The organism is Streptomyces sp. NPDC088732 (assembly GCF_044751205.1).
Classification (GTDB): Bacteria; Actinomycetota; Actinomycetes; order Streptomycetales; family Streptomycetaceae; genus Actinacidiphila.
Genome location: NZ_JBIVLI010000013.1, coordinates 42957 through 61474 on the forward strand (window position 1 = coordinate 42957; position 18518 = coordinate 61474).

Annotated in this window: 19 protein-coding genes; 7 read left to right on the forward strand and 12 right to left on the reverse strand. The window is 72.1% G+C overall.

Annotated elements, in window-relative coordinates:
* Positions 1–37 precede the first annotated feature (37 nt).
* The 3 genes from ACIP9H_RS22250 (at position 38) to ACIP9H_RS22260 (ending at position 4363) form a co-directional block, all read left to right on the forward strand.
* On the forward strand, positions 38–2551 hold the full coding sequence (locus tag ACIP9H_RS22250; RefSeq protein ID WP_401590229.1) for a DEAD/DEAH box helicase: 2514 nt from the start codon (positions 38–40) through the stop codon (positions 2549–2551).
* A 100-nt stretch (positions 2552–2651) separates the two neighbouring features.
* Positions 2652–3518 carry an acyl-CoA thioesterase gene (locus ACIP9H_RS22255; RefSeq protein ID WP_401960330.1) on the forward strand — a complete coding sequence of 289 codons (867 nt, stop codon included), beginning with the start codon at positions 2652–2654 and terminating at the stop codon, positions 3516–3518.
* Positions 3519–3844: 326 nt separating this feature from the next.
* Entirely contained in the window at positions 3845–4363 is a 519-nt protein-coding gene (locus tag ACIP9H_RS22260; RefSeq protein ID WP_360900081.1) for a DNA starvation/stationary phase protection protein, read from the forward strand.
* Positions 4364–4397: 34 nt separating this feature from the next.
* On the opposite strand, the gene ACIP9H_RS22265 is transcribed toward ACIP9H_RS22260, so the two are convergent.
* From ACIP9H_RS22265 to ACIP9H_RS22285, 5 genes are all read right to left on the reverse strand, one after another.
* Complete coding sequence (locus tag ACIP9H_RS22265) at positions 4398–5306, reverse strand: DUF6397 family protein (RefSeq protein ID WP_401960333.1); 909 nt, start codon at positions 5304–5306, stop codon at positions 4398–4400.
* 94 nt (positions 5307–5400) lie between these two features.
* On the reverse strand, positions 5401–5880 hold the full coding sequence (locus ACIP9H_RS22270) for a macro domain-containing protein (RefSeq protein ID WP_401590237.1): 480 nt from the start codon (positions 5878–5880) through the stop codon (positions 5401–5403).
* A gap of 48 nt (positions 5881–5928) precedes the next feature.
* Positions 5929–6348 carry a DUF742 domain-containing protein gene (locus tag ACIP9H_RS22275; RefSeq protein ID WP_401590240.1) on the reverse strand — a complete coding sequence of 140 codons (420 nt, stop codon included), beginning with the start codon at positions 6346–6348 and terminating at the stop codon, positions 5929–5931.
* Positions 6349–6354: 6 nt separating this feature from the next.
* Positions 6355–6765: a roadblock/LC7 domain-containing protein gene (locus ACIP9H_RS22280; protein WP_360900069.1), complete on the reverse strand. Its 411-nt coding sequence runs from the start codon at positions 6763–6765 to the stop codon at positions 6355–6357.
* On the reverse strand, positions 6762–9029 hold the full coding sequence (locus ACIP9H_RS22285; RefSeq protein WP_401590243.1) for a nitrate- and nitrite sensing domain-containing protein: 2268 nt from the start codon (positions 9027–9029) through the stop codon (positions 6762–6764). Before ACIP9H_RS22285 ends, ACIP9H_RS22280 begins: the two co-directional genes overlap by 4 nt.
* A gap of 308 nt (positions 9030–9337) precedes the next feature.
* Here ACIP9H_RS22285 and ACIP9H_RS22290 point away from each other — a divergent pair, with 308 nt between their 5' ends.
* A complete protein-coding gene (locus ACIP9H_RS22290) occupies positions 9338–9766 on the forward strand; it encodes a PPOX class F420-dependent oxidoreductase (protein ID WP_401590246.1) in 429 nt (142 codons plus the stop codon).
* Between the two features lie 27 nt (positions 9767–9793).
* Here ACIP9H_RS22290 and ACIP9H_RS22295 read toward each other — a convergent pair whose 3' ends face one another.
* The 7 genes from ACIP9H_RS22295 to ACIP9H_RS22325 form a co-directional block, all read right to left on the reverse strand.
* Entirely contained in the window at positions 9794–10462 is a 669-nt protein-coding gene (locus tag ACIP9H_RS22295; protein ID WP_401960338.1) for a hypothetical protein, read from the reverse strand.
* Between the two features lie 145 nt (positions 10463–10607).
* Positions 10608–11198, reverse strand: coding sequence for a GTP-binding protein (locus tag ACIP9H_RS22300; RefSeq protein WP_401590252.1), 591 nt, complete (start codon positions 11196–11198; stop codon positions 10608–10610).
* Positions 11179–11574, reverse strand: a complete 396-nt coding sequence (locus tag ACIP9H_RS22305; protein ID WP_401960341.1) for a DUF742 domain-containing protein — start codon at positions 11572–11574, stop codon at positions 11179–11181. The genes ACIP9H_RS22300 and ACIP9H_RS22305 overlap by 20 nt, the downstream gene beginning before the upstream one ends.
* 15 nt (positions 11575–11589) lie before the next feature.
* Entirely contained in the window at positions 11590–12012 is a 423-nt protein-coding gene (locus ACIP9H_RS22310; protein WP_401960344.1) for a roadblock/LC7 domain-containing protein, read from the reverse strand.
* A complete protein-coding gene (locus tag ACIP9H_RS22315; RefSeq protein ID WP_401960512.1) occupies positions 12009–14468 on the reverse strand; it encodes a nitrate- and nitrite sensing domain-containing protein in 2460 nt (819 codons plus the stop codon). The genes ACIP9H_RS22310 and ACIP9H_RS22315 overlap by 4 nt, the downstream gene beginning before the upstream one ends.
* A 116-nt stretch (positions 14469–14584) precedes the next feature.
* Positions 14585–15355 (reverse strand): MHYT domain-containing protein, encoded by a 771-nt coding sequence (locus tag ACIP9H_RS22320; protein WP_401960346.1) that lies wholly within the window; start codon positions 15353–15355, stop codon positions 14585–14587.
* Positions 15356–15489: 134 nt separating this feature from the next.
* The gene (locus tag ACIP9H_RS22325) at positions 15490–15825 is read right to left on the reverse strand and encodes a YnfA family protein (RefSeq protein ID WP_401590263.1); all 336 of its coding nucleotides are present in this window, start codon (positions 15823–15825) and stop codon (positions 15490–15492) included.
* A 60-nt stretch (positions 15826–15885) separates the two neighbouring features.
* Between ACIP9H_RS22325 and ACIP9H_RS22330 the strand changes: the two genes are divergently transcribed.
* The 3 genes from ACIP9H_RS22330 to ACIP9H_RS22340 all read left to right on the forward strand — a co-directional run bounded on the left by ACIP9H_RS22330 (position 15886) and on the right by ACIP9H_RS22340 (position 18478).
* Positions 15886–16485 carry a class I SAM-dependent methyltransferase gene (locus tag ACIP9H_RS22330; RefSeq protein ID WP_401590265.1) on the forward strand — a complete coding sequence of 200 codons (600 nt, stop codon included), beginning with the start codon at positions 15886–15888 and terminating at the stop codon, positions 16483–16485.
* A 232-nt stretch (positions 16486–16717) separates the two neighbouring features.
* Positions 16718–17521, forward strand: coding sequence for a hypothetical protein (locus ACIP9H_RS22335; RefSeq protein ID WP_401590268.1), 804 nt, complete (start codon positions 16718–16720; stop codon positions 17519–17521).
* 210 nt (positions 17522–17731) lie between these two features.
* On the forward strand, positions 17732–18478 hold the full coding sequence (locus ACIP9H_RS22340) for an SDR family oxidoreductase (protein ID WP_360900036.1): 747 nt from the start codon (positions 17732–17734) through the stop codon (positions 18476–18478).
* The last annotated feature ends 40 nt before the right edge of the window (positions 18479–18518 follow it).

The window sequence follows — 18518 nt, forward strand, 5'->3', positions numbered from 1 at the left end:
TTCATCCCCCGGACCCCGCGGCAGGCAAGATGGGGGTGTGACCCTTATCGATCAGCTCCCTGCCGAGGCCGACCCCGACGCCCTTTTCGAAGCTTTCGCCACCTGGGCGGAGGGCCGGGGCATCTCGCTCTATCCCGCCCAGGAGGAGGCGCTGATCGAGGTGGTCTCGGGGGCGAACGTCATCCTGTCGACGCCCACCGGCTCGGGAAAAAGCCTGGTCGCGGCTGGCGCGCACTTCGCCGCCCTGGCGCGTGACGAGGTCACCTTCTACACCGCGCCGATCAAGGCGCTGGTCTCGGAGAAGTTCTTCGACCTGTGCAAGCTCTTCGGCACCGAGAACGTCGGCATGCTCACCGGTGACGCCTCCGTCAACCCGGACGCGCCCGTCATCTGCTGCACGGCGGAGGTGCTCGCGTCGATAGCGCTGCGCGACGGCAAGGACGCGGACATCGGCCAGGTCGTCATGGACGAGTTCCACTTCTATGCCGAGGCGGACCGCGGCTGGGCGTGGCAGATCCCGCTGCTGGAGCTGCCCCAGGCACAGTTCCTGCTGATGTCGGCGACCCTCGGCGACGTCAGCCGCTTCGAGAAGGACCTGACCCGCCGTACCGGTCGGCCCACATCGGTCGTGCGCTCGGCGACCCGTCCGGTACCCCTGTCGTACGAGTACAGGCTGACACCGCTCACCGAGACCCTGACGGAGCTGCTGGAGACCCGGCAGGCTCCGGTGTACATCGTGCACTTCACGCAGGCGGCCGCCGTGGAGCGGGCGCAGGCGCTCATGAGCATCAACATGTGCACCCGGGCCGAGAAGGACGCCATCGCCGAGCTCATCGGGAACTTCCGCTTCACCACCAAGTTCGGGCGCAATCTCTCCCGTTACGTCCGGCACGGAATCGGCGTGCACCACGCGGGCATGCTGCCCAAGTACCGGCGCCTGGTGGAGAAGCTCGCCCAGGCGGGCCTGCTGAAGGTCATCTGCGGCACCGACACCCTCGGTGTCGGGGTGAACGTGCCGATCCGCACGGTGCTGTTCACCGCGCTCACCAAGTACGACGGCAGCCGCGTGCGGGTGCTGCGCTCCCGGGAGTTCCACCAGATCGCCGGGCGGGCCGGCCGCGCCGGCTTCGACACCGCCGGGCTGGTCGTAGCCCAGGCCCCCGAGCACGTCATCGAGAACGAGAAGTCGCTGGCCAAGGCCGGGGACGACCCGAAGAAGCGCCGCAAGGTCGTCCGCAAGAAGGCGCCCGAGGGCTTTGTCGGCTGGTCCGATACCACCTTCGAGAAGCTGATCGCCTCCGACCCCGAGCCCCTGACCTCCCGCTTCCGGGTGACCCACGCGATGCTGCTGTCGGTGATCGCCCGCCCCGGCAATGCCTTCGAGGCCATGCGCAGGCTGCTGGAGGACAACCACGAGGACCGCAGGTCGCAGCTGCGCCACATCCGGCGGGCCATCGCGATCTACCGCTCGCTGCTCGCGGGCGGAGTGGTGGAGCGCCTGGACGAGCCGGACGAGGAAGGCCGCATCGTCCGGCTCACCGTGGACCTCCAGCAGCACTTCGCGCTCAACCAGCCGCTGTCCACGTTCGCGCTCGCCGCCTTCGAGCTGCTGGAGCCCGAATCGCCCTCCTACGCGCTCGACATGGTGTCGGTCGTCGAGTCGACCCTCGACGACCCGCGCCAGATCCTGGCCGCCCAGGAGAACAAGGCGCGCGGCGCTGCGGTGGCCGCGATGAAGGCCGACGGGATCGAGTACGAGGAGCGGATGGAGCGGCTGCAGGAGATCTCCTACGACAAGCCGCTGGAGGAGGTGCTCTCCCACGCCTACGGCGTCTACCGCAAGAGCCACCCCTGGGTCGGCGACCACCCGCTCTCGCCGAAGTCCGTGGTGCGCGACATGTACGAACGCGCCATGACCTTCAGCGAGTTCGTGTCGCACTACGAGCTGGCCAGGACCGAGGGCATCGTGCTGCGCTACCTGGCGAGCGCCTACAAGGCGCTGGAGCACACCGTCCCCGACGACTTGAAGTCCGAGGACCTCCAGGACCTCATCGCCTGGCTGGGCGAACTGGTCCGCCAGGTCGACTCCAGCCTGCTCGACGAGTGGGAGCAGCTGGCGAACCCCGCGGAGATGACCGCCGAGGAGGCGCAGGAGCGCGCCGACCAGGTCAAGCCGGTCACGGCCAACGCCCGGGCCTTCCGGGTGCTGGTGCGCAACGCGATGTTCCGCCGGGTGGAGCTGGCCGCCCTGGAGCACTACTCCGAGCTGGCCGAACTCGACGCCGAGTCCGGCTGGGACGCGGACGCGTGGGCGGACGCCATGGACGCCTACTGGGACGAGTACGAGGACCTGGGGACCGGGCCGGATGCCCGCGGCCCCAAGCTGCTGCAGATCGAGGAGCGCCCCGAGGACGCCCTGTGGAAGGTGCGGCAGACCTTCGCGGACCCGGCCGGCGACCACGACTGGGGCATCTCGGCCGACATCGACCTGACCGCTTCCGACGAGGAGGGACGCGCGGTGGTCAAGGTGACGGCGGTGGGCACTCTGTGACCGCCGCACCCGCGATACGCACGGCTGCGGACGCCCGCGCCCTCGCCGCCGAGGCACGGCAGGCAACCGAAGCGGAGCAGGAACGGAAGGGGCACGCCTGATGACCAACCCCGCCGAGCGGCTGGTGGACCTGCTGAACCTCGAGAAGATCGAGGAGAACATCTTCCGGGGGCAGAGCCCCGACGAGCGGATCCAGCGGGTCTTCGGCGGGCAGGTCGCGGGCCAGGCGCTGGTCGCCGCCGGCCGCACCACGGACGGGACCCGGCCGGTGCACTCCCTGCACGCGTACTTCCTGCGGCCGGGCCGTCCGGGCGTGCCCATCGTGTACGAGGTGGAACGCGTACGCGACGGGAAGTCGTTCACCACACGCCGTGTGGTCGCGGTGCAGCAGGGCAGGACGATCTTCACGTTGACTGCCTCCTTCCATCTGCCGGAACCCGGCTTCGAGCACCAGCTGCCGATGCGGGAGGTCCCGGGCCCGGAGACCCTGCCGAGCCTCGCGGACGAGATCCGCGAGCATCTGGGCGGCCTGCCGGAGCAGTTGGAGCGCATGGCGCGCCGGCAGCCGTTCGACATCCGCTATGTGGAGCGGCTGCGCTGGACCCCGGAGGAGGTCGCGGGCGCGGAGCCGCGCAGCGCGGTCTGGATGCGCGCCGTGGGCCCCCTCGGCGACGACCCGCTCGTGCACACCTGCGCGCTCACGTACGCCAGCGACATGATGCTGCTGGACGCCGTTCGGGTGCCGATCGAGCCGCTGTGGGGGCCGCGCGGCTTCGACATGGCCTCGCTGGACCACGCGATGTGGTTCCACCGGCCGTTCCGCACCGACGAGTGGTTCCTCTACGACCAGGAGTCCCCGGTCGCCACCGGCGCCCGCGGGCTGGCCCGTGGACGCATCTACGACCGCGAGGGCAGGCTGCTCGTCTCGGTGGTCCAGGAGGGGCTGTTCCGGAAGCACGAGGACTGACAGCCGTCCCGCTGCCCCGTGCAGCGGCCCGCGGCGATACGCCACTCCCTCGAATGGCGTATCCCCGTGTGCCGTGCACATGATGGTCGTGTGAGGGCGATGTCGAGCTGCGCCTCCTCCCAGGGGTGCCTGTCACCAGGACGGCCTGCGGGGCCTGTCCAACGGCGGCGAGGACGACGGACCGTCCATCGCTGAGGCGCACGAGGCCGCCGGCGCTTGAGCGGACGAGCAGTCGGGCGACCGCTCACGGCGCATCGATCGCGAGACCCCGCGTCCCCTCGGTTCTCGATGTCCGGGAAAGACCTTTCTACCCAAGGAGCAGAGACATGACGTCGCACACTGTCCCCTCGACTGCGCGTCTCTCCGAGCACGAGGCGGCCGTGGGGTTCACGGCTTCCCGGCAGCTGTCCGAGGCCCTTCAGGCGATTCTCGTCGAGCTGGTCGAACTGCACCTCCAGGGCAAGCAGGCCCACTGGAACCTGGTCGGCCACAACTTCCGTGACCTGCACAAGCAGCTGGACCACATCGTCGACGACGCCCGCGAGGCCAGCGACACGATCGCCGAGCGCATGAGGAGCCTCCACGCCGTCCCGGACGGGCGCTCCGACACGGTCACGGCCACCACGACCCTGCCCAAGTTCCCCGAGGGGGAGCAGAGCGTCGCGGACGTGGTGGACCTCATCACAACGCGCCTGCACGCGGCAACGGCGACCATGCGGCGTCTGCACGACGGTGTGGACGCGGAGGACCCGTCCACCGCGGACATCCTCCACTCCGTCATCGACACCCTCGAAGAGCACGCCTGGATGGTGAGCGCCGAGAACCGCCAGGTGGGTCGCGTGTGACGCCACGGGTCCCCGCCGCCTGAAGCCCCTCACCTCACCCCGCCCCGAGGCCCAGGAGCCGCCGCCAGCGGCCCCCCGCGGTCCGTCGGGGCGGTCGAGGCGACCGGGCGGCACTCGAAGAAGCTGCAGCCCCTTTCGGCGGCGCGAGATCGGCGGGTCCTGGTTGCCGTTCGTCCCCCGACCCGGGCGCCGGCCGGACGGCGCGCGCCCGCAGCAGCGCGTCCGCCAGCGAGACCTGGGCGAAGGCGACTTCGTCGGGGTGGTCCGCCACGATGTGGGCGTCGATCACCTCGCGCACGGCGTACGAACCGGTGTTCCCGGGCGGCAGTCCCGGTCGAAGGCGACGCAAATAGGCCCGCTCGTGCGGATCCGGCACGGCCTCCGCCGCAGCTTCCGGTCCCAGCAGCGCGGCCCAGGCGGCCGCCTCGCCCCAGGCGTCGGCGGCATCCCGCACCATCTCCTCCACACGCCGGGCCCGCCAGCCGCGGGGACGGTGGTCCTCCCCCTCGTCCAGCGCGTCACGCAATGCGGCCGGAAGGCGGCCCGTGAGCAAGGCCGGGTGGTCGACGGCCAGTTGCCGCACCTCGACGGCCAGATAGAGCCAGACGACCGTCCGGTACCGGTTCACGTACCACCGCACGGGGCGGATGAGACCTCCCTTGGCAAATCTGGTGAACCGGTCGCGGGTGATGCCGATGAGCTCACCGCCCTCGACGCTCCCCACCAGCCTCAGCCGCTCCCTGAGGGTGTCCGGGAAGCCCTCCTCGGCCCGCAGCCGTTCCACGTCCTTGCGCACCACGCGCCGCCGCCCTCCGGCCGCGGGTGTCGTGCGGATCTCTCCCGTCCGCAGCGCGACATCGAACTCGTCCGCCTCCAGACCCAGTTCCTCACGCGCCCGCAGCACACCGAGCGCTTCCGCGCCGACCAGCTCCTGCACACCCATGTCGATCCCCCGTCGTTCCGTGACCGTCCATCACTGACAGTCACGAATGTAGAACACGGGACCGACACCTCGCCCGGGCCTGTGGATAACTCCGTCACCCGCCGTAGTCGTAGACGGTCACGGCTGTCCCCCGGCGCACCAGCCGCTCCTCGATCATCGGCTCCACGCGCTGCCAACTCCCGCCCGCCAGACCGCAACCGATGCGCGGCATGTGAACGGATGCCCCGAGGGCGGCGGCCCGGTCCGCCACGGCGGCCAGCCCCGCGTCGATCGCCTCGTACCGGACCGGCACGCCCTTGCTGCCCCGTCGGATCCCGTGCTGACCGATCATGTTGGCCACGCAGAGCGCCGGCCCGACCTCGACGAACTGGACCGCACCCAGCCCGAAGTCGTTCGTCGCGCGTTCGCGGTGCCAGCGCCGGTAGGCCGCCTCGGGCTCCGGCCAGCGCGCGGACACCGCGAGCACGAAGCCCTTGCCCCACCCGCCGAGGTCGTTGCACACGTGCGCGATCAGCTTCACGCCCCCGCCCAGCGGGGCGGTGGCGTCGCCCCGGACATACGTGATCCCGGTCATGGCATCACCGTACGTCCGGGCACCGACATCATGCCGCGGACGACCGCCTCACAAGGCCCGCAGCCCGTTGATGACGTCCTGCAGCACCCCGACGTCCGGCAGTTCGGCCGGGGGCACGGGGCGGATCGCCCTCAGGTGGCCCTCGCGCAGCAGGTCACCGAGGAGCACGCGGACCACGCCCAGGGCGAGGTCGGCCTCCGACGCGAGGTCGGCGACCGACAACGGCCCGTCGCGGCACAGGTCGAGCAGGGTGAGGTGCTCGTCGTCGAGGCCGTCCTCGGAGACGGCGGCAGCGGTGGTGGGGGAGGTGCGGGCGGTGTTGGCAGCGATCATGACGGCTATCAGGTCGACATCGCCGTCCGAGTCCGGCCGGGTGCGGCCACCGGTGATGGTGTAGGCGCGCACCATCGGACCGGCCTCGTCGTCATACCAGAGCGCGCCCTCGTCCTCCGGCGGGCTCGGCGTCATGCTGCATCACTCCCCGGGGGCCGCCGCGTCGTGCCGGCGCGGTGCGACACCGAGGTGCTCACCGACCCGGTGAACCATGAGGGTCATCTCGTAGGCGATCTGGCCGACGTCCGCCTGGACCCCGCTCAGCACCGAAAGGCAGCTGCCCTCGCCGGCGGCCGTGACGAAGAGGAAGCCGTCGTCGAACTCGACCATCGTCTGCCGTACGCCGCCTGCCTCGAAGTGCCGCCCGGCTCCCTTGGCGAGACTGTGGAACCCGGACGAGACAGCGGCCAGGTGCTCCGCCGTCGCGCGGTCCAGACTGGTGCTCGCGCCGGTCACCAGACCGTCGCCGGACAGCACGAGCGCGTGCCGGACGTGCGGCACCCGTTCCGTCAGGTCGTCCATCAGCCAGGTGAGTCCGTTGCTCACGGTCATCCCCCGTTGCCCCCGTTCTCCGCAGTCCCGTGCGGTGTCGCAGCGTCCCGTCCGCGGGCGAGGCCGCGCGTGAACGCCGTCATCGTGGAACGAGCCTCTTCCGGAGATCGTTCCCTTTCCTGTCCGCCGGCCGGCGGCTCGGCCGGGCTGTCGTGCACGGCGTCCTCCCTGAGCTGCGCTACGAGACTGGCCTGCCGCACCCGCTTGGGCAAGCCCGCCCCGGTGCGCCCGTCCTCCTTGGGCCGCGAGGGTCCGCGGCGGGTGCGAGGTGTGCGCGGGGCCTTGTCGGCGCGGTCGCCACTGGGCGGCTCCGCCACGGACCGGGGCCGCAGCACGTGCTCCCCGGTCTCGGCGTCGTCCGACGATCCGTCGACCAGCACGGCCTGAGGGATCATCACCACGGCCACCGTGCCGTCGTACCGGCCGCGGCGCAGTGCGACCCGTACACCTTGGCGGGCCGCGAGCCGCCCGACGGTGAACAGCCCGAGGCGGTCGGTCTCCGGCAGGTCGGTGCCGGCGGCGGCCTCGCCCATCTCGCTGTTCGCCTCGGCGAGTCGTTCGGCGCTCATGCCGAGTCCGCGGTCCTCGATCTCCAGGACGTAGCCGCCGCCGACCACCTCGCCGCGCACTTCGACCCTGCTCTCGGGCGGGGAGAACGCGGTGGCGTTGTCGATGAGTTCGGCGAGCAGGTGGAGCACGTCGGCGACCGCGGAGCCGACGAGCGCCACCCTGGGCATGCGCCGTACGACCACGCGCTGGTAGTCCTCCACCTCGCCGACCGCCGCCCTGACCACCTCCGCGAGCCGGACCGGGCGTCGCCAGGCGCGGCCCGGGGCGTTGCCGGAGAGGATCAGCAGGCCTTCGGCGTGCCGCCGCATGCGGACGGCGATGTGGTCGACGCGGAACAGGTCGTCGAGCTCCGCAGGGTCCTGCGAGCGGCGTTCCATCCCGTCGAGGAGGGTGAGCTGGCGGTGCAGCAGCACCTGGCTGCGGCGGGCGAGCGTGGTGAAGACCGCCGACACCCCGCGGCGCATCCGCTCCTGGTCGACGGCCGCCCGCACCGCGGCGCGCTGCGCGGTGTTGAAGGCCCTTCCCACCTGCCCGATCTCGTCGGCGCCCAGGTGCAGTTCGGGGGCGGCGCGGGCCACGGCGTCGTCGTCGAGCTCCTCACCGGACCGCAGCCGGTGCAGCACCTCGGGAAGCCGGCTCCCCGACAGCTCCAGCGCCTCGTTGCGCAGCAGTGTGAGCCGCCGGGCGATGCTGCGGCCGATCAGGAGGGAGACCACGACGGTCAGGACGACCGCGAGCAGGCCGGCGAGGCTGACCGCACCGGTCCTGAGAAGGACGCTCATGCCGTCCTCGCGCGCCTGGTCGCCGATTTCGCGGGCGGCCTCCAGGTTGATGGTGCTGAGCTGCGCGAGGGCACGGTCGGCATTGAGCCGCCAGTCGTGCGAGACGACGCTGCCGACGTCCGCCGCTCCGGCGGAGCGCACGGCGGACTCCATGGAGTCCAGTGACCAGGCGACGCTGCCGCCGCCGAACTGGTCGAGGCGTTCCTTGGCCGACTTGCTCAGTTCCGGGTCGACGATCGAGTGCAGCAGCTTCCGGCCGTCCACGGTGCTGACGAACTCGCGGTACTGGCTCACGGACATGGGCTGTCCCGCCAGCACGGCGCTGATCATCGCGTCCTCGCGGGACAGCAGCTCCCGGGCGCGTACGAGCTCGATGACCAGACCGCCCTGGTGGGCCACCTCACCGCTCTGCAGGGAGGCGAGTGCGCCGCGCAGGCGGAAGGTGGGGTCGATCACAGACGAGTAGCGGTGCAGCGCCATGGACCAGCCGAAGTCGGGCCGACGCAACTCGGCGCGCAGCGGCCGCAGATCCTCGGCAGCGGTGAGGATCTCGGTCAGCCGCTGCTTCTGCACCAGGTCGAGCGGTGCACCGCGGGCCTGGTCGCGCGCGTGGTCGCGCAGGACCGCCAGCAGATGGTCGGTGTCCTTCTCGCTCCGGGCGAGTTCGGTGCCGCCCTGTGCGCCCTCGGAGGCGACATAGGTGACGGCGAGGCGTCGTTCCACCTGCAGCGCGCGGGCCAGATCGTCGGCCGGGGTGCCGTAGTAGCGGTAGGTCTCGGCGATCCCGATGAGGGCGAAGGCTCCGCGTACCGAGGTGTAGGTGCTGTACGTCCACAGACCCGCCAGCGACAGGAGCGGCACCAGGATCAGTGCCACGAGTTGCGTGCGGATGGTGCGGGGGCGCAGGCGCATGCGTCAGGTCCTCGGTCGACCATGGGTTCGATACGGAAGGGCACAGTCTGGCCGAAGAAGGCCCCCTGACAAGCGGCGACTGTGACAAGTCACAGCCCGGGGCGGCCGCCGGCCGTCGAATCCCGTCGAATCGGCCGGATGCGCGTTCACACCACGCCAACGATCCGGCGACGTCGCGGAAACGCCCGCGTCGCACACTCGACGGTCGGAACGCACACGCACAGGAAAACGGGTGGTGCGCCGCGCATCGCACCCGTCCAGCGGCCCCCGGACACCCCTTCGGCGCCCTCTCGGGGCAGGATGGGGGTATGGGACACAGGATGACCGAGGAAGAGTGGCGGGCCTTTGTGTCCGCCGGGACGCGGACGGGCAAGCTGGCGACGGTCCGCACGGACGGGCGGCCGCACCTCGCCCCCATCTGGTTCTTGCTGGACGGGGACGATCTGGTCTTCAACACCGGCGCGGGAACCGCCAAGGGGCGGAACATCGCACGCGACGGCCGGGTCGCCCTGTGTGTGGACGACGACCGGCCGCCGTTCTCGTTCGTGGTCATGGAGGGTCGTGCCGAGGTGAGCGATGATCCCGGCCCGCTGCTGGAGTGGGCCACCAGGATCGCGGCCCGCTACATGGGGGAAGAGCGGGCGGTGGAGTACGGGAAGCGCAATGGTGTGCCCGGCGAGCTGCTGGTGCGCGTGCGGATCGACAAGGTGCTCGCCGAGGCCGACGTGGCCGGATGACGCCAGGGGCCGGCCGGCCACGCCGGCTCAGCTGACCGGCTTGCCGCCGTTGGCCTTCTTGCCGTTCGCGGCGACCGCCCACCAAGTGCCGCCGACGCCGTGACCGTTGGTGTCGCCGGCCTTGGTGTCGCCGGTGTACCAGTAGACCGGCCAGCAGTTGTACGACAGCTGCTTGGTGCCGTCCGACCGCGTGTAGGTGCTGACGAGCTTGGGGTTGAGGCCCGCGGCCTCGGCCTCCGCCTTGGAGACGGGCTTGGCCGGCGGCCACTTCTTCAGGCAGTCGCCCGTGCAGTTCGACACCATCGGCCAGTCGGTGTCCTTGTCGAACCGGTAGAGCGTGCGTCCCTTGGAGTCGACCAGGATGTCGCCGAGTTTGGCGTCGTTGACGACCGACAGGATCGGCCACTTCTTGTCCGAGACATCTTCCGCGGTGTCCCCGGAGCCGTTGCTGTCGTCGCCGTAGCCGTAACCGTCGTCGGAACTCGCGGAAGGACTCGCCACCGACGGGTCGTCGTAACCGTAGGCGCCGGAGGAGTCGGCACCGGGCTGGGCCGACTGGGCCGCGTTCTGCTGCTGGGCCGCGGGGGCCACGTTGCTCGCCTGGTCGTAACCGGACGACGCCCCGCTGCCGCAGGCGGTGACGAGGAGGAGGGCAGCGGCCGTTCCGGCGACTGCGGCACCGATCCGCTTGTGCATCTGAACTCCTAGCGCGATAGAGGCTCGGGGGCCGTACGCCCCGCCTGTCCACCTGTACGCACCCGGCTCGGAAGCCCCTCAATGCACGCTGTTATTCATTTTCGGCCGCGCCGTTCTGCTAGGGTGCCCGCCTGCCGACGGACCGTCAGCTCACGGAGTCCAGCAGACGGGCGGCATGCATCCTCCCCGCGTGCTCCACCAGAGCGATCAGCACGTCCCTGCTCGACGCCCGCTCCCGCGCGTCGCACGTCAGCACAGGGGTGCCGTCGTCCAGGTCGAGCGCCCTGGCGATGTCCTTGGGACCGTGGTCGCGCGCTCCGGGGAAACGGTTGACGGCCACCGCGAAGGGGATGCGCCGGTGCTCGAAGAAGTCCACCGCGGGGAAGCAGTCCTCCAGGCGGCGTGTGTCCGCCAGCACCACGGCGCCGAGCGCACCTTGTGCCAGCTCGTCCCAGAGGAACCAGAAGCGGTCCTGCCCGGGTGTGCCGAACAGGTACAGCGACAGGTCCGCCCTGATGCTGATGCGGCCGAAGTCCATCGCCACGGTGGTGGTTGTCTTGCGCTCCACCCCATCTGTGTCGTCGACCCCCCGCCCGGCCTCGGTGAGCTGCTCCTCGGTGCGCAGCGGCCGGATCTCGCTCACCGCCCCCACCAGCGTGGTCTTGCCCACCCCGAAGCCGCCGGCGATGAGGATCTTCAGCGCCATGGGCGGTGTGTCAGAGTGCCCGGAGTCCATTGATCACCTCTCGCAGAATGCTCACGTCAGGGAGTTGCGCCGGCGGCACAGGGCCGCGGACCCGTACACAGCCGAGCGCCAGCAGGTCGCCGAGCAGGACGCGCACGACGCCCACCGGCAGGTCGGACTCGGCCGCGAGCTCCGCGACGGACTGGGCGGTGCGCCGGCACAGCCCCAGCAGGGCGGCGTGCTCATGGGTGAGCGACGGGTCGTCGGCCGCACCGGGCTCGGCGATCACCTGGGCGATCAGGTCCAGTCCGGCACCGGCCGTCCCGGGGCGGGTCCGGCCGCCCGTCAGGGCGTACGGCCGCACCATGGGCCCGGCTTCGTCGTCGTACCAGTGGTCGCCCGTACGGCGCGGGTGCCCGCCGTTCATCACCCCTCGGCCCGGTCAGCCGGCGACGGGGCCGGCGGCCCCGAGGCGCGGCGGTGTTTGCAGATGTTCGCCGACGCGCTTGACGAGCCTGGCCATCTCGTAGGCGATCAGGCCGACATCGGCGCCCGCCGTGGTGAACACGGCGAGGCACGAGCCCTCGCCCGCGGCGGCCACGAACAGGAAGCCGTGGTCGAGTTCGACCATGGTCTGCCGGACCGCACCCGCGTCGAAGTGCCGGCCGGCGCCCTTGGCGAGGCTGTGGAATCCCGAGGCGACGGCCGCCAAGTGCTCGGCGTCCTCGCGGCTGAGTCCGCGCGAGGCGCCCACCGCCAGTCCGTCGCCGGACAACACCACGGCGTGGCGGACCTGGGCGACCCGCTCGGTGAGGTCGTCCAGGAGCCAGTCCAGCTCACCGGACCGGTTCGATGCGTCGATCATCCGTGCTCTCCTTCGCGGGATGCCCTGCCGGGGGTACGGCCGGTGTCGGTGTCGCCGTTCTCCGGGGCCGTACGCGGGCCGCCGTGGCCGCGGGCACCGTTGTGGCCGTGCTCGGACGGCGGAGCGGCCCGCAGCGGACGGCGGGCGGCACTGTCCGTGTCGCCGTCGCCTTCGCGCGGCAGAGCGCCCCCGCCGCGGATCCAGCCGCTGCGGTAGGCCGCCAGGGTCGCGCGTGCCTGCTCGGGGGAGCGCTCCGGCACCTCCCGCTCCGGCCCGGTGGCCGACACGCCGTCGACGGCGGGCCGTTCGAGCAGTTGCGGGGCGAGGCTCGCCCGCCGTACCCGGCGCGGGAGCGGGCCGTCCGCCGCGGTCGCCTCTTCGCGTTCGGCGGAGGCCGGTACGGGGGCGACGGACACAGGGGTCGGAGCCGGGGCGGGTCCGGTCGAGGGCATCGGCGTGGCGGCCGGTTCGCGTTCCGGTACCGGGCCGGGTGCAGCGGTCCGCGCTCCTTCACCGGGCCGGCGCGGGGACGCCGCCACCGCGTGCACGGGCTCCTCGGCCAGGGTGCCGCTCCCGTGGACCGTGGGCGCCACGCTCCTGGTCACGGGCGCCTTGGCGGCGTCGGGCTCCTGAGCGCCGGTCTGCAGCAGGGCGCTGGGGAGCAGGACGACAGCGGTCGTGCCCCCGTAGGGCGAGGGGCGCAGCGCGACCTTGACGTCGTGCCGGGCGGCGAGCCTGCTCACGACGAACAGGCCGAGCCGGTCGCTGTCGAACAGGTCGAGCGCCTGGGACTGGCCGATACGGCGGTTGGCCTCCGCCATGGCTCCCGCGCCCATGCCGAGCCCGCGGTCCTCCACTTCGAGGACGAAGCCGTTGCCGACCTGCTCGCCGTAGACGCGCACCTTGGTGTGCGGCGGCGAGAACTGGGTCGCGTTCTCGACCAGTTCGGCCACCAAGTGCGTGAGGTCGGCGACCGCGGCGCCGACCACGGCCGTCCTGGGCAACCGCCGGACCTCGACGCGCGCGTAGTCCTCGACCTCGGCGACCGCGGCGCGCACCACATTGGCGAGCGGTACGGGCTTGCGCCAGGCGCGACCTGGTGCCGCCCCGGAGAGGATGATCAGGCCCTCCGCGTGGCGCCGCATCCTGGTGCTGAGGTGGTCGAGCCGGAACAGGTCCTCCAGCTCCTCGGGGTCCTCGGTGCGCCGCTCCATGGAGTCGAGCAGGGCGAGCTGACGGTGCACCAGCACCTGACTGCGGCGGGCGAGGTTGACGAAAACCCCGGAGACGCCGCTCAGGAGTTCCGCGCGCTCCGCGGCGGCCCGCAGGGCGGAGCGCTGCACGGTGGCCAGTGCCTCGGCGACCTGTCCGATCTCGTCGCTTCCGTGGCGCCCGAGCGGGGCCTCGGCCTCCAGGTCGAGCGACTCCCCCGCGCGCAGGCGCCGCATGGCGCGCGGCAGTCTGCGCCGGGCGAGGTCGAAGGCGGTGTTGCGCAGTTCGACGAGTTCGACCACCAGACCGCGCCCGATGCGCACGGAGATGAGCAGCGAGGCGACGACGGCGATCAGTCCGAGGAGCACGGCCGTGCCGGATCGGCTGAGGAGGCTGTGAAGAACGGGCTGCTGGGCGGGGGCCGTGCCCACCGCGATCGCCGCCAGGCCACTCGACACGCGGCTGGCGGCCGGTTCCCAGGCGGCGGCGGGAGCCGCGTCGGCCGCGGCCTTGCCGGGGCCCGCTGCCAGGACTGCGTCCTCCACCACCGCAAGGTCCGCGTACTCCTCGGACCCGCTGAGCCGCTCCCAGGCACGGCGGTTGTCGCCGGTCAGCCCTGGCACGGCGGCGGCAAGGAGGAGCCGGCGGGCGCGGATGGCCCCGCTGACGTCGCCGTAGCGCGCGGTGGGCAGGTCGTGCTCCAGGGCGGCGGTGGACAGCAGGGCGTCCTCGCATGCCAGTTGCTCGGCCGCGCGTCCGATGTCCAGGGCGACGCGGGACTGGGGCGATTCGGCGATCGCGTCGGCAATGGCGAAGGCGTCCGTGATCGCGTCCGTGTAGGCCTGGTAGACCCGGCCCCACTCGGCGGGTGCCCCGCTGTCGCCGGGGCGCAGTGCGTCGAGGCCGTCCACGGCGCCGACAAAGGCGCGCACGCGGTCGGCGACTTCACTGGGCAGTCCGGTTCCGTCGGCCACGGTGTGGTCCTTGCCGAGGCGGAGTTCGGCGACGGCGCGGCCGGTCGCCGCGGCCCGGCGCCGAAGCTCGGCGGCGGCGGCCGTGGACGTCGGCTCCGCCATGGAGTGCCCCGCGGCGCGGCGTTCGGCCTCCAGCGCGGTGATGGTGGTGACGACCGGTTCGCGGATCGTTTCTGCAATGCGCTGCGCCCGGATCTGACCGGATATGTCCTGCGCGGTGGTGACGGCGGCGAAGGCCCACAGCGCCATCAGGGAGACGACGGGCACCATCAGCAGGCAGACGATCTTCGCGCGGACGGTTCTGGGCCGAAGGCCCGGCAGGGACGTCCGCGGCGGCCGCTCGTCGGCGGGAAGACCGGCGTGCGCCCGGCGGCCGCGCTGCGGCGTCACGCGGCACCCTCCCCGAGCCGCGCGGCGGCCGCCGAGGCCCCGCGTTCCCTCGCCGTCGGGGACAGCGCGACGAAGGCCGAGGTGAGGAAGAGGTACGAACCGAGACCGACGATGAGCGGGAAGAGGAAGGCGGTCGCACCGGCCCCGCCCAGCTCGGCGGCCGAGGGCCGCACGTCCACCCGTACGGCGAGCATCCCCGTGTAGTGCATGCTGCTCACCGCGGCGCCCATGAGGAGCGACGCCCCCGCGACGACCACGGGCCGGTGCACGGTGAGCACCGCCCACAGGGCGACGGTCGCGGCGGCCACCGCGACGGACACGGACAGGGCCACCTCCCAGGGGTCGTAGGAGACCTCGCCGTGCAGGCGCATCGCCGCCATCCCGAGATAGTGCATGCTCGCGACGCCCAGGCCGGTGGTGAGCCCGCCGGCCGCCAGCGCCAGGAAGCGCCCCTTGCCGTAGCCGACGGCGAAGACGCCGAGACCGACGACGACGAGGGCGACCAGCAGGCTCAGCACCGTGAGCGGCACGTTGTAGCGGATCTCGGTACCGCTGACGCGGAAACCGAGCATCGCGACGAAGTGCATCGTCCAGATGCCGGTGGCGAGCGCGCTCGTGGCCGTGAGCAGCCAGTTGCGGCGGGAGCGGCCGGTGGCGGCGAGGGCGCGGCCGGTGCAGCGCAGTCCGAGGGCCGTCCCGACGCACGCCATGGCGTACGAGAGCAGCGGCGTCAGCCAGCCGAAGGCGGCGTGGTCCATGTGTCCCATGGCCACCGGACGCTAGTGCGGGCGCGGCACCCGGCTTCGGCCATGACGGAACCCTGCGTTAATTGACAGGGTGCTTTCCCCGTGCGCTGCCGAACGATCGCGCAGAGCCCGAACCTGCACAGGCCAGCGGTGTTTCAGGAGCCACGGGGCGCATACATGATGACCCCGACGCCCACGAGGCACACCAGTGCCCCGATGACGTCGAATCGGTCGGGCCGGTAACCGTCCGCAACCACTCCCCAGGCGAGCGAGCCCACGATGAACACGCCGCCATAGGCGGCCAGAATGCGGCCGAATTGGGCGTCCGGCTGCAGGGAGGCCACACATCCGTACAGGCCCAGCGCGACCACACCGGTGCCGATCCAGGCCCAGCCGCGGTGTTCGCGCAGGCCCTGCCACACCAGCCAGGCGCCGCCGATCTCAAGGAGCGCGGCAAGCACGAAGAGGGCGATCGAACGGAGCGTGAGCATGCGACCATGATGCCCCGCGCCCCCGCTGCGCCGACCGCGGCCCCACCAGAGGTGTCCGACATGCATTCCGACCCCGCTCATGTGCGTGAGTTCTTCGCTGCCCGGGCCGCCGACTGGGACACCCGGTTCCCCAACGACGGTCCCGCCTACAGGGCGGCCGTGGCCGAACTCGGCCTGCGTCCCGGACAGACCGTGCTCGACGCCGGCTGCGGCACCGGTCGCGCGCTGCCGTTCCTCCGGCACGCGGTGGGCCCGTCGGGGGCGGTCGTGGGCGCCGACCTGACCCCCGAGATGCTGACCGCAGCGGTCCGGGCGGGTCGTGGGGCGGACGGCGCCCTGGTGCTGGCCGACTGCGCACGCCTGCCGCTGCGCGACGACGTCGTGGACGCCGTCTTCGCGGCCGGGCTCATCGGCCACCTGCCGGACCCCGCTGCGTGCCTGCGCGAACTGGCCCGGGTGACCCGGCCCGGCGGGTTGCTGGCCCTCTTCCACCCCATCGGGCGGGCCGCACTCGCCGCCCGGCAGGGCCGCCGGCTCACCCCCGACGACCTGCGCGCCGAGCCCAACCTGCGGCCCCTGCTCGACGGGGCGGGCTGGACGATGACCGGCTACGCGGACACCGGCGACCGGTTCCTGGCGACGGCCGCGATGAAGGCATAGGCCTTGCCGACCGCGATGCCGTTCACCGCTCCCGCACGGCCGCGAAGCGGAGGCACCCGTACCGCATCCGCGCAGGCAGCCGCCTTGCGGGGTGCGGAAGTTGGCCGCCGCGGCGGTTCCCGGGAGCGCTTCCGGGCTGGTGAAGGGTTTTCCACAGGCGTGGCTCCGCTCTCGACGCGGGTCTCACCGGCTGGTTAGGGTGCGCGCACCACGGAGTACCACTCGGAAGGGGATGCCCGTGTCCGCGACGGACGACGACGCGCTGTTCGTGCTCACGGCGGCGATGCTGACGCCCGCGCAGTTCCCGAGCGTCCTCGCCGACGACTACCCGGCGGCCTGCGCCGAGCTCGGCCTCGAAGCGGTCACCGGCGGCTACGGCCTGATCTTCGGGCAGGACGGTGCCGGCGCCCGGTGGACCGTGGCGGTCAACGACACCGCCCTTGTGGCGTGCGCCCTGGCCGCCTGGGACTGCGGGCTGGAGTACGACCTGTCCCCCGACGAGCACTCGGTGATCGCCGCCCTGCCCGGCTGGCCGCTGCCGGTGGCCGTCGCCGCCCCGGGGGTCGCCGCACCCCACGACCCCGACGAGAAGGACGCGGGACACCCGCTCTCGCCACCGGACAGCGAGCAGTGGGGGCCGGCCCAGCGGCGCATGGGCGCCGACGAGATCGCCCTCCAGTGGCGCACCTGGCGTGAACAGCTGGGCGAACCGGCCGGGTCCGGCGAGGACGGGGAAGCAGAGCCGGACACGCACACGGGGAGCGGCCTCCACCCGGGCGTGCGCCGCGCGTTGACCGCCGCCCAGGAGTACGTCAACACCCCTCCGCCGCCCGGCCGCATACGGTCGACGGCGGCCGGGGAGGGTGTCCGCACGCTGCGCGTGGACGGGACGGACTGGAGCCTGGTGGCCCGCACCGACGACGTCGCCTTCGTGCTGCTCGACGAGGAGCCGGGCGAAGTACTCCCGGTCGGCCGCGGCCCCGAACTGCCGGGACTGCTGGAAGCCCTGGACAAGCTGGCCGCCCGGCCCAGCTGAGCCGGCCCGCCAGGGCCCCCGTGCGGGCCCGTCGCCCCCGGACGGCGCACCGTCGGCGAACAAGCGCCGCCGTGCATCTGCCATCAGGATGAGTAGACACTGGATGGGGTTTCGGCGGCGCACGCAGTGGTGCTCCCCACCGGTTCGCCGCTGTGCTCGACCCCACGGGGCCGTCGTCGGACTCACAACAGGACGAGAGGTAGGCAGATCATGAGCGAGGCAGAGCAAGGCGCGGGGCGCGTGGTTGTTGTTACCGGCGGTACGCGCGGCATGGGCCGGGAGACGGCGGGCTATCTCGCCCGGCTCGGCTACCAGGTCGTGGTGAACTACTCGGGGAACGAGGCCCAGGCGAACGACACCGTCAAGGAGATTGCCGCCAGTGGCGGGGCGGTCGTGGCAAAACGCGCGGACGTGGCGGACGAGGTCGCGGTCGCGGCCATGTTCGACGAGGTGGAGACCGAGTTCGGCGGGGTCGACGTCCTGGTCCACGCGGCTGGGATCATGCCCGTCGGCCCGATGGTCGACTTCGACCTCGACCAGCTCGACCGGCTGCTGCGCGTCAACGTCCGCGGCACCTACGTGGTGAACCAGCAGGCCGCGAAGCGGCTCCGCTCCGGCGGCGCCATCATCAACTTCTCCAGTTCCATCACCAAGTTCAGCCGGCCCGGCTACACCGCGTACGCGGCGACCAAGGGCGCGATCCAGGCCATGGCCCTGATCCTCGCCCGCGAACTGCGGGGGCGGGACATCACCGTCAACGTCGTGGCCCCCGGCCCCATCGCCACGCCCCTGTTCTTCGAAGGGAAGAGCCAGGAGGTGATCGACCGCATCTCCGCCGAGCCGCCGCTCGGGCGACTCGGCGAGCCGGACGACGTCTCAGGGACGGTCGCCTTTCTCGCGGGCCCCGGCCGCTGGATCAACGGCCAGACCCTCTTCATCAACGGCGGAGCCATCTGACGGCCGGCGCCGCCAGTTGTCGCAGGACAGCGCACCAGCA